This window comes from Paenibacillus sp. BGI2013, from assembly GCF_002843485.1.
Taxonomy (GTDB): domain Bacteria; phylum Bacillota; class Bacilli; order Paenibacillales; family Paenibacillaceae; genus Paenibacillus; species Paenibacillus amylolyticus.
In genome coordinates this window covers 706,329-723,888 of record NZ_PJFA01000002.1, presented here as the reverse complement: position 1 = coordinate 723,888, position 17,560 = coordinate 706,329, and the positions used below count along the sequence as shown (strand labels likewise).

9 protein-coding genes are annotated in these 17,560 nt (G+C 43.0%); all 9 read right to left on the bottom strand.

What is annotated here, in order from left to right; translation table 11 throughout:
- Window positions 1-103: 103 nt before the first annotated feature.
- Complete coding sequence (locus CXK86_RS06940) at window positions 104-670, bottom strand: hypothetical protein (RefSeq protein WP_076254034.1); 567 nt, start codon at window positions 668-670, stop codon at window positions 104-106.
- Between the two features lie 134 nt (window positions 671-804).
- Window positions 805-3,420, bottom strand: coding sequence for a hypothetical protein (locus tag CXK86_RS06935; RefSeq protein ID WP_101313553.1), 2,616 nt, complete (start codon window positions 3,418-3,420; stop codon window positions 805-807).
- Window positions 3,421-3,735: 315 nt separating this feature from the next.
- Window positions 3,736-6,732: an S-layer homology domain-containing protein gene (locus CXK86_RS06930; RefSeq protein ID WP_076254030.1), complete on the bottom strand. Its 2,997-nt coding sequence runs from the start codon at window positions 6,730-6,732 to the stop codon at window positions 3,736-3,738.
- 518 nt (window positions 6,733-7,250) lie between these two features.
- Complete coding sequence (locus tag CXK86_RS06925) at window positions 7,251-7,592, bottom strand: hypothetical protein (RefSeq protein ID WP_036612519.1); 342 nt, start codon at window positions 7,590-7,592, stop codon at window positions 7,251-7,253.
- Window positions 7,593-7,798: 206 nt separating this feature from the next.
- Window positions 7,799-11,782 carry an S-layer homology domain-containing protein gene (locus CXK86_RS06920; protein ID WP_076254028.1) on the bottom strand — a complete coding sequence of 1,328 codons (3,984 nt, stop codon included), beginning with the start codon at window positions 11,780-11,782 and terminating at the stop codon, window positions 7,799-7,801.
- A gap of 164 nt (window positions 11,783-11,946) precedes the next feature.
- A complete protein-coding gene (locus CXK86_RS06915) occupies window positions 11,947-13,074 on the bottom strand; it encodes a glycosyltransferase family 4 protein (RefSeq protein ID WP_036667762.1) in 1,128 nt (375 codons plus the stop codon).
- Window positions 13,075-13,491: 417 nt separating this feature from the next.
- Window positions 13,492-14,253 carry a WecB/TagA/CpsF family glycosyltransferase gene (locus CXK86_RS06910; protein ID WP_076254027.1) on the bottom strand — a complete coding sequence of 254 codons (762 nt, stop codon included), beginning with the start codon at window positions 14,251-14,253 and terminating at the stop codon, window positions 13,492-13,494.
- Between the two features lie 7 nt (window positions 14,254-14,260).
- Window positions 14,261-15,442, bottom strand: coding sequence for a polysaccharide pyruvyl transferase CsaB (gene csaB / locus CXK86_RS06905; protein WP_076254025.1), 1,182 nt, complete (start codon window positions 15,440-15,442; stop codon window positions 14,261-14,263).
- Window positions 15,418-17,439: a DUF5693 family protein gene (locus tag CXK86_RS06900; RefSeq protein WP_076254023.1), complete on the bottom strand. Its 2,022-nt coding sequence runs from the start codon at window positions 17,437-17,439 to the stop codon at window positions 15,418-15,420. Before CXK86_RS06900 ends, csaB begins: the two co-directional genes overlap by 25 nt.
- Window positions 17,440-17,560 lie beyond the last annotated feature (121 nt).

Sequence of the window (17,560 nt, the reverse complement as noted above, 5' to 3'; positions counted from 1 at the left end):
GCAGGAACAAGGTTGGCTAGCCGTATTAATGTTTGTTAGAAATGGGTAATCTGAGCAAATGAAAAGTAAGACTAATGAATAATTCCTTTAACAGCTACAAATCCTATTTCAAAGTATATCCACCACGAACCATTACAGTTAGGCTATATTTGTTTCCTTCCAATACCGTGATCCCCCGTCCATCCCTTGGAAAAGAGAGCAGGTGATTGGTCGGCGCTGCCTGTCCATTCGTCAGATCAATCCCGTCCGTCAGATCAGCTACACCATTCGTACCTTCACTGACGATCACAGCTTTGCCGCTACGTACAATGAACTCCGCGCCGGACTTTCCGATCAGCTGTTGACCCGGCTTTACGGTTACGATCTCAACGGCTTCAGAAGCGCCCGAGACCAGTGGAGGAAGGGATGTGTCTCCACCTGTGCTACCGGAGTCCCCGGTTCCTGTAGAGCCAGTGTTGTTACCAGATGTGTTGCCTGAACCCGTGCTAGCACCTCCACCCAATGCTTTTTGAATCTGCTGGTCTACATAACTCTTCGTTACAACCGGATCGTCTGCTGTTCCTGGCTGGCTTGTACCTGCACCGATGGCTGTATTGCTGTATACCGACCCAACCCACACGCCAACACCAATCGCGAGCGCTGCAAGGGATACTTTCATATAAGGTTTCATGTGAATCATTTTCCTCCTCTGGTAATCTATTAACTTTAACTATAGAGAAAAAGTAGGGATGCGACAAGCAAAACCTCGTTTCCGTTGGGTGGAAACGAGGTTTTATGGATAATTATAGTGCTGCCTGTTTTTTATTAAAACCCATCCGATGGGAACGTAGGGAACTCCGGTTCTTCTTTTGGAAGCTTAGAAATGTCGTATCCATAACTTTGCTCTGCAAGACGGATACGTTGTCCTTGAAATTGATCATATACTGTCAAACGATACGAACCACCACGTAATTTTTCGAAGAAGCTGTCTTCTACACTCCAGCTCAGCGTCTGGTTGGTTCCCACTTTCAGATCGGTTCCCAAAGTCAGTTCTTTCTCATATGTTTTTCCTGCTTGATCGGTCAGCGTGAGGATTAATTTGTGTTCGTTCTCCCCCATCTCGATCTCTTCATTGCGAGTCAAGCTATAGTTCACCTCTACTTGTACGGATGAACTACCTGCCAGATATGCTCTCACACTGTTAGCAGTCCAAGAGTACGGATAGAGATCAATATTGCTTAGCGAGCCTTGAATACTAATGGAGGTTGGCGGTACTTCGAATGCCAAAGCATTCACATAAGCAGTCGCTTCCCCTTCACCGGTTACAAACTTGCTGTCTGCAATGCCTTCACCCACTATTAGGCGCAGGTCTGAGAAGGTAACGGACTTCGGAATCTTAGCCCAGAACGTAACAATTGACTTCTGACCCGGCCCAGGCAGACGCTCTGCTTGTTTCGCAGTTGCTCTGTAATACTGGCCATCCGATGTTTTGAAGTATCCTACCAGTTTACCGAGACCACTTTGACGCAATGATTTGTTCGTCATTTCGAATTCGGTATATACGATGTCCGATGATGTTCCCGGATAACGAATCGTTCTCCGCACACCCATTTCCGTCTCTTTATCAGCAGTACCCGAAGTGTATGTCTTGCCGCTTCCAACATAAGATAAGGGTGGAATTAATCCGGACGTATTTAACGTGATCCACTCATTCGTCTCTTCTTCACTAACTTTCTCGTTAAGACTTAGTTCCAGACGAGATATACGTAATTCGGAAGGAATCTTGGTCAACAGGTAAGCCTCTGTTGTCATGCCGGCTCCAAGTAGCTTTCCACTTTGTGTGTAGATTAGCTTCTTGTCTCCTTCAATCTCAGCAGAATCAATCATAAACATCGCTTCAAGCTCAGGAAGTTGAACTGTTTTGTTACCCGCATTACGAATGGTCACTTTTGCGGCAATAATATCACTATCAAGCCACGGCAACCGCTGTAACGATCCAAAAGACACACCAAATGTACCTTTGTTATTCTTAACGACAGTTTCGGTCGTCAACCCATCTCCACTGGATACCGATTCAGGAATAGCATAGACACCCACAGGATAAGAGAAAACAAATCCATTCGTTGGAGCAGAAGTTGTCGATTCTGTGCTTTCATTTTTGTCTACAGGACTCATTACATACAGCTTGATTTTGCTTGTATCACCATCACCCTGAAGGGTTACACTTAGCTTAATTGTCTTGATATCGCCGGGGTTCAACTTCAATGTATCCAATGCTTTGGTTTCAATCGGATATACTGTTCCGTCTGTATTACGTACCTCGAAGGTATATGTCGGCACCTTAATGGCTTTTTTGCCTTCATTCTTGAGTTTCATTTGAAGGTTAAGATTGTACTCACCATCATCAATTCGAACTTTGGCAGATTCAATCAATGTGGACAGTCGTTGTCCTTCAACTGAAATAATGTTTGGCTGATTAGCAGCGACTTCTACATTCGTTTTGCTAGCCTCTGGCAATTGCAATGCAGCAACAGGCAGAACACTTTTCTCTTCACCCTGTTCCTCTACCAGCAATAGCTCAGACTTTTGCAGCTTCACTGACGTAGGAAGAGATGCCATCAGACTGAGGGACTTATTAGCTTGAGCCTGTATACTGACACTCGTACTGTCTTTATCCGGAGTTAACGGATAGTTGGTACCACTTGGTGTACGCAAGATCCATTTGATATTCGGATTTTCAAGCAATTTATAACTGATATTGTTTAAATTCACGCCAATTTTCACATACTGATTCTTATCTTCACCTGGAAACACTTTAATTCCAGATACTTTCACCTTCACCGCAGAGTCGCTTAGACGAACCGTCTTCGGCTTACCTACAGGTGTGGTAATACTATAGGATGCGGGCACGTTAAACTTACCCAGCGTACGTTCATAGTTAGCTTGACTGAAATCCCATTTCACGATGAGGAAGTTCAGATCACTGAGTTTCACCTCGCGACCCACTTTCATGACATAGGTCAACTCAACTGTTGATCCAGGGGCGACCGTTTTCTTTTCCTGATCCTTCGCAATCAGTTTAGGTGAGAACGATGTTCCACCCTTGGTTTTCACCTTGCTCCAGTAATCGAGCATCATCATTGGGGTGCTGTCATTGTTCTTATAAGACAATGTATACGTAACCACATTGCCATCATCCTGTGCCAAGATATTTACATCTGTTAATCTTACGGAACTTCGCGCTGTCACTTTAACAGCCGATAGGTTACCGAGTGTATGTACAACCTTTTTCGTGGTTGATGCCGTTTTCTTCGATGTGCTGCTATTTGAACTGGTGGCAGACTTTTTATTGATTGTGCTCGCTGCCATGGCAATGCCAGCCGTTGAACTAATCAACATCGCACTCGCGAGCAAGCTCACAAACATTTTCTTTTGATTCACTTCCAAACCTCCCATAAGTTGCTTGTTACATTATAGTATAAACGTTCGAGAAGGGTAGAAAGTTACGATGTTGTTGTGTATTAACAATTTAAAAATTCTCTAAGTTAAATAAAATTGAGTAGCCTATCTCTCACACCTTGTACGTACATTCGGTATACGGCGGTTCAACCATTTGAGCGCAATCGACAGTACCTCAAGCGGGTGTTTTTCTACTGTTAAACTATTTCGAACTAACCGCCAAGTTTTTACGCTTGCCGGGCGAAAAAAAAAGCAGCCTTGCATCTATAAAGATGCAAGGCTGCTTCAGAAAAAATATTAATTAGTCAACTGTTTTCCGAAAGAAAACTCATCCAGCGCATTACCTTTTGCATCAGTAATAGCTTTTGCTGCTTTATTTTTAGAACCATCGAATTTCACAGTTGTAACTTTACCATTTGTGTCACCAACTACATTTGCAGTAATAGTGATAGTTCTGTTGTCAGTACCACCAATAGAAGCACCTGTGATTGTTGTTGTCACGCCACTACCTGCATCAATGTCGAAGAGTCCTTGGATGTAAGCAGAACCATAGTTGCCATCTTGAGTAAGAGCCTCAGAAGCATAAACAGTTACTGTAACAGTGTTATTATCTCTAACAATGTTGTTCAGAGTTACTGTTGGAGCAATACCATCTAGTACAGTTGCAGTGAATGCTTGAAGCTTGTTACCGAAGCTATCTTGAGTGCTTGGGTTAGTAGCTTTCAAAGTATAACCGTTAACATCATTAGAGATTGTGTTATCAGCAAACTTCAGAACTACAGTTTTGTTGGAATCAGCCAACGTGTAGCTTGTTGGACGAACGCCATTCAGATCGAAGTCTCCCAAGTTAACATTCGACAACGCTGTGTTGAATTTAACTTTAACTTCGTTACGGCTTGTAGCATATACATCGTTAGTTGTCGCAAGTACTTCGGAAGAACCTACGTTAGATCCTACAGTGTAGTTACCACTGTTGAAGTATTTACCTTCGGAATCTTTAATGTAGCTTGCGGAAACTTTAGCTTTAGCCCAGTCAGTGATCGCAATGTTATTTGTAACAGCGATTCTAACAGTGTTTGTAGAAATCAATGTGATGTCATTGTTTTCTTTAGCGATTTGATATGGAGTTCCAATAGGAGCACCAGTGTTATCAACGTTTGTTACCATATATTTAGCTGCATCCAGAGCATTACCGTCACCGGAAGTAGCCAAAGTTTTGTTGAATTGAACATATACATAACGAACACCATTAGTCACGTCAGACCATACACGTGTTACACTACCGTTTTGAGCTGTGTTAGCGTTCAATGTAGCAGTATAAGGCAACAATACATTTCCGATTGTTGCAGTGTCAATAACACCAGATACTGTCAATGTATAAGTTGCATCAGATTTCAAGCTGCTTCCCAGGTTAACAGTAACAGTTTTATTGTTGCTGTTATAACTTGGTTTGATAACTGGGTATCCTTTAGAAGTCAATCCAGATACAGTTACAACTTTACCTTCTGCATCTTTCAGAACGTAGTTCTCTGGGTTTTCTGCGGAATCCAATTTCAGTGATTTGCTGAATTGAACTTCAGCAATGTAGTTACCATTTTCCATTTTGAACTTAGTATCTACAACTGTTGGACGAACTGTGTCCAATGTTGGAGTTACTTTAGTGTCAACGGAAGCAGAGTTGTTGCTATAGTCGGACACTGCAGTCAAGTAAACTGTGTTTTCCGATACATTCAACGGATTGTTGAATGTCAACGTAACTTTATTATCGTTGATTTCAATGGTTTGAGCAGTATTGCCAGTAGTGTTAGCATACGCACTTGCTACACTTTTCACAGTTTCGTCGAACTCAACAGTTACTTCTTTCAGGTCATTGGATTTAACACCAACAACTTTAGGAGCAGCTGTATCTTCAGTTGCTGTGAATTTGCTTTCTACTGGAACGATGGACAGACCAGAGTAGTCTTGTACGCCGCTCACACGCAATGTGTGTTCACCAGCAGTCAAATCTGTAGTTACAATTGCAGTGTTAGGATAAACGTATTTTACTGAAGCAGCAATCACGTTGTTATCTACACGGAAAGAAGTAGCGTTCACAGATTCTGGTTTAACTGGCTCGCTGAATACTACTTTGAAAGCTTTTGTTCCCAGAGCTTTAACTTCTTTTACTTCTGGAACTGCAACATCAAGTGGAGTAAACTCTACTTTTTGTGTGAATGTTTTAGTTGCATCAGCATTTTTAACGTTGTTGATTTGAAGACTAGTGGATCTTTGGTTAGTCAAAGAAGTGTTACCTTCAGATACCAACAAAGTTACAGTAGTTTTGTCATCAGACAATGTAGCGCTTTTGAAAGTCAGACCATTAACAACATAGTTGTTTTGGTTTTCAGCAGACATTTGATCTACAGTACCATCAAATTTAACTGTGATTTCTTTCAGGTTTGTAGCAGATACGGAAGATACCGCTTGAGCTACTGTAGTTACATAAGTAACTTTTTCAGTGAACTCTTTATCTTTGTAAGTAAATTTCACTTCAGTTTCTTTGTTAGCTTCGAGAGCTTTATCCAAAGTTACTTTTACTGTTTCGCCGTCGCTGATTTTGAACTCAACAACTTTACCGGCTTCAGTTACAGTGTAAGAAGATACTTTCAAGCTTTGAGCTTGATCGATTGCGAAAGCTGCACCTACCAACAATTCGCGGGAAGCGTTAGCTGTGAAGTTAGTGTTTGCATCAACCAAACCAGCATTGATTGCTGCTTGAACATAACCTTTAGCCCAAGCTGGAGCAGTGTTGTTTGTTTCAGTTGGGATTTCAAGATCCAATGCACGAGTCAGGATTGTAGCCATCTCGGACACAGTCACTTTACCGTTGAAGTCGAAGATTTTCTTCTCAACGTTTTTACCTTCCATGATACCCGCAGCAGTTACTGCTTCGATGTAAGGTACAGCCCAGTTTTTAGCTGTGTAGTTTTTGTCAGTGTAAGAAAGAGTTCCAGTGATCTCTTTCAGACCCAGCAATTTAGTGATAACTTTTGCAAACTCAGCGCGAGTCATGTCTTTGTCAAGACCTGCTGTACCATCCGGATAACCGTTGAAGATACCTTTTGCTTTCAATGCATCAAACTGTTGTTGCGGGGAAACTGCTGTGTCACCGAATGCTACAGATGCAAACATTGAGAATGCCATTGCTGTAGACAATGCTACGGATAAAATTTTCTTCATAACCTTTTTTTCTCCTCCTTGGGCGTTCATAACATTTGAATTTTCTTTTTTAATAGGGTCGCTCGTATTCCTCATATATTGTTGCACCCCCTTTCCAGAGTTGTGAGCAAGTTAATATAAATGATGTCTGTGAGCATATCACAGAAACTTGTAAACTAGTTTGTAAAGCAGAATCACACGTAAATAGAGTAGTTTCCTAATCCTACCTTACGTATTATACAATGGGTCTCTCGTGTCGTAAAGCAATTTTTTCTAAAAAATAGACAAGATTCTTCACGAGGTCATTCTTGGTAACAGGCCCAATGTTTTCGACTCTACACTTTAAACGCAGTAGATTTCAAAAAGTTGCGGATTGCACAAAAAAAGTTTTGGTTTTTTTTATGTATAGGTACAGTGCGGGTATCGAAGCCATTCAAAACCTTTTCAAACCGTTGATACAGCAGTGAATCTGGAATTGTGATCTCTGGTTTGTCTGTGCTACCAACGTTTATTTATACCCGCAACTTCAACCTATGAAGCGACAAAATTCACAAAAAATAAAATAAAAAAGCACCCCTATTGGGATGCTTTTCCTGCAGTTCTGGAAATATAAGTTATTTAATCTTCATCGCGAGTTCAATAATTTGGGCACGCATATTTGGATCGCTGTTCAATCTCAGATACATATCGTCAATTGGTTGTCTGTTCTCACGGTACGTTTTCTCATGCTTCATCGTTGTATGAGACCATTCAATCAACTCATTCTCAGCCAGCACCAGATTGTTATACGCATCATGGAAGCCAGTAGACTGTACAAGCCCTTCCATAACTTCCTGAGAGATTTCCTGAGTCTTACGTGTATCTTCCAACTTTTTCTCCAGAATGACTGCCTGCTTCTCAAACTGTGTCTTTGCCTTCATGTAGCCCAGCTGGGCTTTTGAATAAATCGGTTTCATTAGCTAACTTCACCCTCTAGATCATTGTGTATTTACCGTTATTGTATCTTATACTCTAGCAAATTACAAAAATAGTTATTGGTAAAAATTCTGTTTCTTCTATTATAAAAGTACTCTATGTCAATTCATTGACAGCCATGAAAAGGACCTGCCCCTTTAGAGTAAGGGACAGGTCCTTCCTAAATTGCATTAATGTATCAAACGAATTAACTCAAGGTTTTAGGAAATAATCCTGTGCTCTTTTTGAGCAATTCCACAGCAATCTTCGCTGCTTCTGCGCGAGTCATGTTACCTTTTGGATTGAATTGGTATTGTGGTTTGGTTGATCCTGCTACAGTCACTGGACTACCGTCCATGATCTTAGCCTTTGTTACAGCTTGTACAGCTGGACGAGCATAATACTCAATTGAAGATGAATCCAGGAACGACTTGCCTAGTGCTGAAGACAACTTGCTATCATTGGCTGCAAGTTTGGCGTTCATCGCACGCGCAATCATAACGGCTGCATCTTCTCTGGATATTGGCAATTGCGGCTGGAAGAATCCATCGCTACGTCCCGTTATAATCCCTACACGTGCTGCTGTCTCAATGGCTTCATAACTCCAGATCTCAGCTCCAGTACCTTTTCCTACATCACTGAATGTTTGCTGCGTCGGAGTAGTAATTGGAATATCCATACCTTTAACCAACAATGTTGCGAACTCCCCACGTGTTACTCGGTCATCTGCACCAAACGAATTACTCTTCAATGGTTTCATCAGACCTTTGGCATACATCGCATTAAGATAGTTTCTTGCCCATGGATGGTTCGTAATATCCGCGTAACTTCTGCTTTGTTTCATTACTTTATAATATCCGAACTCATCAAATGGCACTGTGATCGTATGTTTCTTCGTATCTACTTTACCACCAATCGGTACCCAGGTACCCGCCTGCGTTTTGTCCGAAAGACGGAATACGGTGATTGTTGAACCCACATCATCTACAATTGACGGATCGTAGTTCAAGATTAACGATCCACGATTGGATGGAGTAAGGATACGTTCAGCGGCAAACGTAGTGAAAATTCCGTCCATACTGTATGGTGTGACTCCGTCTGTAGCTGACTTATAACTGCTATCATTTCTATTACCTTGTTCTCCAATACCTCCACTGATCCAATAAATATCGGAAATCAACGCAAAGTCACTTGTATCCAATGCAGATGAGAAATTACCCGAAACGGAGAGAGGAATTTCAATCTTCGGCTTATATTCGCCTCCAACTTCAGTATCATACCCGTAATCATTTATCTTTTCTACAATTCCTTTTCTCGGTTCTGCAATTCCAAACAACACTTTGTTAGTTGGATAGAATTTTGTAATACCTATTGAATTTTGGGATTGCAAAACTGTTCCTTTCGGGAAAGAAAGCTGTAAGTTTTTATTAAAAGCTGTATATTTGTTAGCTACTTTAGGAGCCATATACTGTGAATTCGTTGTCACTGCACTAGTGTAGTACACAGATACTGTATCACTAATTGTTCCACCAGCACGAGTGATCTCAATCTTGATTTTATTATCCTTATCAGGCTTCAATCCCACATAATCAAGCACAAAACGATTATTGTAATCCGTACGCTTCTCAGCAGGTTCTTTGCCAACCAGAACTTGAGTTGCACCCTCTGCTTCGATATCAAATCGTACATAGTTCTTATTAACAACAATCTGATCACCCACCGTTGGCTGAGGAGCCAGAATTCGGTATGGAGCAGGCTCACGTACAACCTCAATTCGTTGTGTAGAACGAGCGCCTGTACTATTAATCAACTCAAGCGTATACACTTGGGTTCCCGGCGCATCGAACTTCAGACCACGAATCCGTCCGATGAATGAATCTTCATTACCAGCAAAGTCAGAGCCGGTTATATCTCCAACTGTTGCACCGTTATCTGTACTTTCCAACACCTCTGTATTATTAACAGTTTTACTGAAAATCACTTTTGAACCGAAACTCAAGTTGATATTTTGCGCTCCACTTCCTCGGAACACGAGATCGAACTCTTTCTCACTTGTTACATACTTACCGTCTTTGAGAATAAAGTCAGGAGTCACGGCAAAAATTCTACTTAATTTCTCTTCCGTGTAGTTCGCGACTGTTTTATTATCAAATAATTCTCTACTTGTAGGGATACGTGTTGGCATAAAAGAAGCAATGGTTGAGTTATACGAATCCACTACATTAATTTTCAGAACCGATGTTATCGTTTTCGGTCTTCCACCCGCATCGTCAACAATAGCTCGAATATCAATGGTGTTCTCTCCGTAATAAATCGGACCATTTTTTTTGATTGGCAGACTGAATTTGAATTTTTGTGTTTTCGGGAATGCAATGACCGGAGCTGTTGTAGACCCTGTGTTGTTCAAATCAGTAGCATTCACTAAACTTGTTACCGTTGTTGCAGTCAACTGACCATTAACAAGCATCTCTGCCTTCAAGTCAGTCAGGTCTTTGAAACCTAACAATTCACCCTCTACATTCAGGTATTGCGTTCCTTTGGATGAATCAAACGTATACGTTTCTCCTGTCTGGATACTTCCTACGTAGATTGAGCTAATCGTCGCATAGGTAACCTCAACTACCTTAGCCAGATCTGGTTCAGGATTATCACTGAATGAGAAACGAAGTTGCTGTTTACCACTTGCAAGGCTGGTAATCTCATATATCTGCTCGTTATCCTTTAGACCTGTTGCACCAAGATATTGTTTTAGTTCAACCGGTTTAAGTCCTGATGGTAAGTAAACACCTTTAAGTGTTGGAACTGGTAACTTGTCAAGAGAGCTTCCTGACTCTACAAGGATATATAGTTTATCATCTTGCAATGTTGCGCCATTCAGTGGTCTCTTAGAGTCAACTGCTCCTCCCTTATAGTTAGGCAGGTAATATAGGTTCGTAATATCTTGTGCACCTGATGAATACACGTAACTAGCTGTATATTCCGCACTGAACGCACCTTGGGCTATTTTCACTACAAGTGTCTGATCCTTGGCAGCCTTCGTACTGTCAGTGCTACTAGGAGTTAGATCAAACTCCTCAGTGGATGTAAAGCTTACCATTCGATACTTGACAGATTTTCCATCTGGGCCTGTGATCAACTTTTCATCTTGGGCCTGTACTATAATACTGTAACTTTTACCTTGGACGGTTACAGTACCCTCATCTGCGAATTTGCCACTACCCTCCACATAAGGAACCAGAATCTGACCAGCTAATGTCCCTTTTGTTTTATCTGGGTCCGTGAAAGTTGCCAAATCCGTTTTACTCACTACAGATTTAGTCTCATTTCCAATCGTTACTTTGAGATCTACGAAAGGTTTTGTTTTATCAAAATAATAAACAACACGTTCCGTTTCAATCCCATTAGGCTGACCTTCAATGTTGAACTTCAGAATATTTTTACCGGGTAATAGCTTTATTTGAGATGCAAAGAAACTACCATCCGTTGTTACAGGGGGGTCCATTGGTTCTCCACCATTGACTGAAATGGAGACCTGAGTTGCATTCTTAACTGTACCCTGGAAATCTACACGCTCTGTATCCACAACGGTCTCGGTACCTTCATTTAGGTTATACGCTACACCGCCACCTGGGATGGTACGGTCTGTATAAAGTATGAAGTTTTCAATATAAGGAGCAGGATCATACATTACATAGAATGAATCAGAACTTTCTACAGAACTATTTCCTTGTGTTCCAATAAACGTTATTCTGTTGAATCCTGAAAATAAGCCTACGTTACTAGCTGTAAAACGGTTACTGCCACTATTCGTGATAGCTGTAGTTACAGTACGTGTTTCATCCGGAACCCATGTACGCAAGTTTCCTTCTTCAACAAGCTTTAACTGCTCAACTTTCACTTTTAGACTCGAACCGTTAACCATTGAAAATGTGCCCGTAATATCAAGGGACGAAGTAGGGCTTTTATACACAAGTTCCCTTGTCAGAAAGTTGGAGTTATCCTTGCCTTGAGTAGAATCATAGACAAGCGAAAGTCTTGAGCTTTCTCGGATTGTTCTATCAGATGGCGTAAAATACGTTGAAAATGCATCTGCAGCCGAAGCAACGGACCCACCGAATAGACCTTGTGGGAACAATGAGAACACCATGGTGACCAACATGATCCAGACCAACGGCCGTTTCTTTTGTTGCATTAAATATCATCTCTCCTCTTTTAAGTCAGTTACCTTTATATATCGGCAAAAGGTACCAATTATTTAGTAAAAATCTCAAAATAAACAAAAAACCTTATCCACAAGGGATAAGGTTGGGTCTGGAATAATATTCAAAAATAGCTGTAACCATTACATTTGTCTATTTATGATTTCGAACGGGTCTCCGGATTCAACTTGACGCGCATGCGCATCAGAAAGTTAATAACCGGTCTTCTCGTTTTGCTAACAAGTCCAATGACTTCTGCTCCCACCTGGAGGAAGAACATCATGATACAGATGACCACAAATGTTACCCAGTTCGCTTCAAACATGGCAGCGGAAGATTGGATAATCGCCAGAACTCCGAAGAATGCGGCAATTCCATAAATGATCAGCACCGTCTGACGGTGACTGAATCCAAGTTCACGTAAGCAGTGATGCAGGTGACCTTTATCCGGTGCGAAAATCGGTTTCCGTTGTACCGCACGACGGATAATCGCGAAGAAGGTATCCGAGAGCGGCACACCGATAATGATCAGCGGTGTAATAAAGGACACGATAGCAATTTGTTTGAATCCCAGCATGGACAGCATTGCCAGAGAGAAACCAAGGAATAGTGATCCGGTATCCCCCATGAAGATCTTGGCAGGGTGGAAGTTGAAGAATAGGAATCCGATAATACTACCCAGCAATACAAGACACATCAAGGCAATCATCATGTTACCCATCAGGAAGGACATCACCGCAATGGTACCAATTGCAATACCAGATACACCGGCTGCCAGACCATCCAGACCATCAATCAGGTTAATCGCATTCGTTACACCAACGATCCAGAAGATCGTCAGCGGAATCGATACCCAAGCTTCGAGTGAAGAGTAGGAATCCTGAAACGGAATGTTAACGAAATCTACCCGGATATTAAATCCAAATACAACGACAGAAGCAGCAACGATCTGACCAAGCAACTTCACTTTGGCCGACAGTTCAAACCGATCATCGAGTGCTCCGATCAGCACGATAATTGTTCCACCAATCAGAAACGCGCTGACAAAACTCATATCCCGAGTCGTGAACCATGCCGATACAAACGGAAGCAATGCAGCAACTGTAATAATAAAGGCCAGGAATATCCCCAGACCACCAAGACGAGGCATGATCCGTGTGTGTACTTTACGTGCATTCGGCGTATCCATTGCGCCAATGCGGACTGCGAACTTTTTGACAAGTGGTGTCAGGGCAAGAGCCAGTCCCATTGACACGATAAATCCAATGATAAAGATCGCTACCATTTGAACATTCGACCCCCAATTATAATACCTGTACGAAATTATAAATCCCCTGATCTCTTTTTATATATAAAAATGTTTTGTTAGTCACTTTTGATGAAAAATGCCATTTGCACCAGAACGGAGAGGGCAGAAATAACCTGTAGAAGCGAAGCGTTCGCCTACAAGCTTTCTGAAAGAAAGCTACATCGTAAGCATATGCTATCGCGGGATTTCAACCTTGCAAAGGTGGATAAAAGAAATCCAGAGATAACAGCGATCAAAAGGTTATTCTGACATCGAAGTGGCCGTATGCAACAACTTCCGTTTTTCAATGGAGTGGCACACATGTAATCCGGAATGAATTATACGCTCATCACACCCGAAAAGCCATCCTCAATTTCTAGCAAAAACACGCATTTATCTCGCAATTACCTGTTTTTAACGGACTTTCGTCACGTTTTCTTTGTCACGCATCACCTTAACAGCGAATTTCGGAAGCGCAAGCATCCGTCCAGCCCGGCTTGGTTCACGCAATAAGCGATAGAACCACTCCAGTCTTAACTTTTGGAACAGGACAGGCGCACGTTTAGTTTTACCCGAAATCACATCAAAGCTTCCGCCAACGCCCATGGTTACGGGAACCTGCAGTGCATCTTTGTGCTTGTGAATCCACGGTTCTTGTGTGTCCGCCCCACGTGCTACAAACAACAGATCAGGTGCCGCTTCCCGAATAGAAGCGATGACCTGTTCATCCTCAGCCGGACCAAAATAACCGTCGCGATAACCCACAATTCGAATCGCCGGATATTGCTGTTGTAACCGAACTGCCGTTTCTTGAATCACCTCAGGGGTGGAACCAAGCAGATATACGCCCCATCGATAGTTTTCTCCAACACGCAGCAATTCATGTAAAAGCTCAAAACCCGGCACTCGCTCAGCTACAGGATCTCCACAATAGTTTGCAGCCCATACGACACCTGTTCCATCAGGAACAATTAATTCCGCAGCTTGCATGACTTCCATAATTGCGGGATTTTCCAATGCGGCCATAACCATAATGGGGTTGGCTGTGATGACCTGATGTGGTGTCTGCTTGGACAGCACAGCTTCCTGGAGAACCTTTACCGTTTCTTTCATCGTCAGTTTGGAAAAAGGAATGCCGTAGATCGAAACGGTAGGTATTGATCCGGTCTGACTCATCTTTATCTCATCCTTTGCGGCCCAAATAGTTAATAATCTGCTGTGCAGGCACTCTGGCTTCCTGCTTCAGTTGGGTGATGCCTTCTTCATGTTCCTTCAACCACTGTGAACGTTGATCCAGCAGTCCAACAACAGTCTTGGCGAGTTTATCTCCATCGAGTGTATCCGTATTTCCTGCTGGTTCACTGTCCAGACGAAGCAGGAATTGATCAATTTTCGGATCATACGAGATACCCACCGGAGGCACATATTGCGAAGCTGCATAGATCAGACTGTGCAGACGCATACCGATGACGAGATCACACTTGCTGACTTCCTCCAGCATAAGCTGAGGGTCGGTCAGATCTTCTGTGATGCTAATCTTGCTGCCTTTGCTGGTCACATCACCGAGCATTTCCATAAGGAAACGTGATGCCTGTTCATCCACTGGCAAATGAAATGGCAGAAAACGCAAGTGCACCGCTCTTTTGGAGCACAGCTTTTTTAATCCGGCGGCAATAGCCGTAAGTTCCTTCCGGTCTGACTCCCAGAAACGTACCGATACGCCGATCACAGGAAGCTTGGTATGTCCTCCAGTTGAAGGCTCCACTCGATTAGCTTGAGTAGCAGCATTTGCTGAGACAGCACCTGCGCCCCTCTCAACTTTTGTTTCAGGTAATGGCAAACCCATTACGGGGTCGGGTACAACATGGATCTGATTCCACTGTAACCCGAGCCCACGCAGGTAGTCTGCAGACTGTTCATCCCGAACGGATACATAGGTGCAGGCCTTAAAGACCGATTTGATCATCGGATTAAAAATTTTACGATTCACAGGGCCAATCCCCTGTGCATAGATAAACGTTGGTTTTTTCAGCCACTGGGCCAGTTTGATTACACCCAGATAATAAGGAATGGATTTCAGTCCAGTTGCATCCTGCAATAGACTTCCTCCGCCACTGATTAACCCGTCGCTCTCCTTGAGCACTTCACGGACTTCCTTCAATTTCATACGATGCACGGAGCGTACACCGTACATTGCGGTTGTTGACTCGGGATCACCCGAGAGAACAATAGGTTCAATCGTTATGTTCGACCTTTGGCTTTCCTCTTCCAGCGCTGTCAAAATCGACTTTAGCACCGCTTCGTCTCCGCTATTGCGGAATCCGTAATACCCCGAGATGACTAACTTTTGAGAAGTGGTGACCATTTTTTCCAACATCCTTCCGCTACTTGCCACACACCCACAGCAATGATACCGAAGATTAAGCCAAGTCCCAATCCCATCACTCCACGAATGAGTGACAATACAGCCGGCGTATGGATATGCGCGAACGTATCCACCATGGACAACTGTCCAATCGCTGCAATAATGAGCACAAAGATGACTTTACGATATTTTAAAGCGGCGAACACGCCAACGATAAACAGCGGGTGTCCCAGCATAAATTCTTTGAATCTCGGACGTACACCGAACGTATCTTCCAGCACTACACGAAGGAACATCTCGAATGGCGTAACCGAACCCGAGTTGCCTGTACGACTCAAATAGTAATATCCAACAACGGCAGCAACAAGTCCCAGTACTACCATTACAACGGTAATCGGTGTACGAAGAATATTCTTAATTTGTTTAATAGAGAACGATCCCGAACCCCGGTAAAACACAATATAGATCGCCACCAGTGCCATAGGTGCAAAGTGCAACAGACTCACGCCGCGGAACTGGTTAATCACCAGACTGTACGTAATACTGTTAAGCAATGCGATGACAAAAGGTACCGCCAGGAATGACAGAATCGAAGTTCTTACATATAACACCAACGTTTGTTTCAAACGACGACCCGCAGATGCGTCGGGTTGACGCTGTTGCTGATAGTTCACTGTACGAACGGCCAGCACCATCGCTATGGTCGGCGCGGCGATTGCCACAAGCAAGGCAATTCCTTGCTCCAGCAGCGTTGGTTTCAAAAGGAACAATCCTGCACTGCCCACCAAAGCGACCACAAATGCGATCAAAGTCAGTAGTGGGATAAAATAAGAAACCATAAGTGCAATCATGGCAATTGCACCAACAAGAGCAACCAGCTTGGCATAACGCTGAATCGAAGAATCCTTAACTGTAAATGCTTCAGCTTGTCCTAACTCGAATCCATGCTTCGCCATGCGTTCTACCGCATGACCCGGCTCACCCAGACTATTGATCAGATTCTCAATTGGATCTGTAATCATAGCCTTTGCTGTATTCCGGCTTGGCGATGCATTCATATAGAGCATACGAATGTTGCGATCCTTGGTTGCCAGAACAAAACGGTCAGCAATCGTATCTACGTCTAGATTGGCATCTCCATCACTAAGCGAGTACAGACGCGTAACGTTGTAATCCGTTTTATAAGCAAGGGTCTGGAATCCAGACTGCGGTTTCTTCAAGTTCTCGATGGCTGCAAGACCAATATTGTGCTTATTCAGCAACTGTGCGAATTGGTCAAGACTTTTCATCTCTTCATTATCATTGTACCCTTTCACAGCATCACCATCAAACAAGATGCGCTTTACGCCATTCTCTTCGAAGAAGGTAAGCAAGCGCTCCATCGATTCCTGGCTGTATGGCACACTGTCCGAGATCCGCGGCAAAATGTAGAACCCTTTATCACGCAGCATCTTCACGGCAACCGGATCGGGCTGCAAAGGCTGCATGTTGGCATTCTCCGGAGGAGTCTGCAATATTAAGCCGCTACGACCTTCATATTCCCATGGTACTACCGGAATCTGCCGATCAGCGAACGTTTGTTCAATAATAGGGGTATACGTCTGTGCGTTTTCCTCCGATGTAAATAACACATACGTGTAATTTGCATTAGAAGGGATCACATCTTTGGTCAGGTTCGCGAGATCCTGGCCGTTATATACCATTAGTCGGCGTGTCTTTCTCAGCTCGTCCAATGTACTTTCGAACACAGCCATCGTTGTTACGCCTGCGTCTTTTAGACGAGTCAATTGTTCATTCATGAAATCTTGCGGATGTGCCTGATACGCTGAGATATCCAGCAGTCCTCGATAGTTAAAGACAAGCTCCACCTTTTTGGCAGAAGATTCTGTCTGCACCCGATCACTGATTACAGGGATGGACGCGACCAGACCGATAATAACGACGAGCCACAACCACTTCCGAGAAGCGTTATTCCAATAAAGCCATTTTTGACGCACTACATGTACCTCCTCAAGTGTTGGAACCAAATGCACGTTCAGCTCAAGTAATTCGTTCATTTAACATTTATACAATAGGTTACAAACAGCTTGTGTCAACAAGCCCTCTTATATGCTAGAA

Bases quoted from the DNA above. Each gene is read 5' to 3' on its own strand.
- csaB (WP_076254025.1), bottom strand. From the start codon at position 15,442: ATGGTCACCACTTCTCAAAAGTTAGTCATCTCGGGGTATTACGGATTC.
- CXK86_RS06910 (WP_076254027.1), bottom strand. From the start codon at position 14,253: ATGAGTCAGACCGGATCAATACCTACCGTTTCGATCTACGGCATTCCT.
- CXK86_RS06940 (WP_076254034.1), bottom strand. From the start codon at position 670: ATGAAACCTTATATGAAAGTATCCCTTGCAGCGCTCGCGATTGGTGTT.
- CXK86_RS06915 (WP_036667762.1), bottom strand. From the start codon at position 13,074: ATGGTAGCGATCTTTATCATTGGATTTATCGTGTCAATGGGACTGGCT.
- CXK86_RS06920 (WP_076254028.1), bottom strand. From the start codon at position 11,782: ATGCAACAAAAGAAACGGCCGTTGGTCTGGATCATGTTGGTCACCATG.
- CXK86_RS06925 (WP_036612519.1), bottom strand. From the start codon at position 7,592: ATGAAACCGATTTATTCAAAAGCCCAGCTGGGCTACATGAAGGCAAAG.
- CXK86_RS06930 (WP_076254030.1), bottom strand. From the start codon at position 6,732: ATGAGGAATACGAGCGACCCTATTAAAAAAGAAAATTCAAATGTTATG.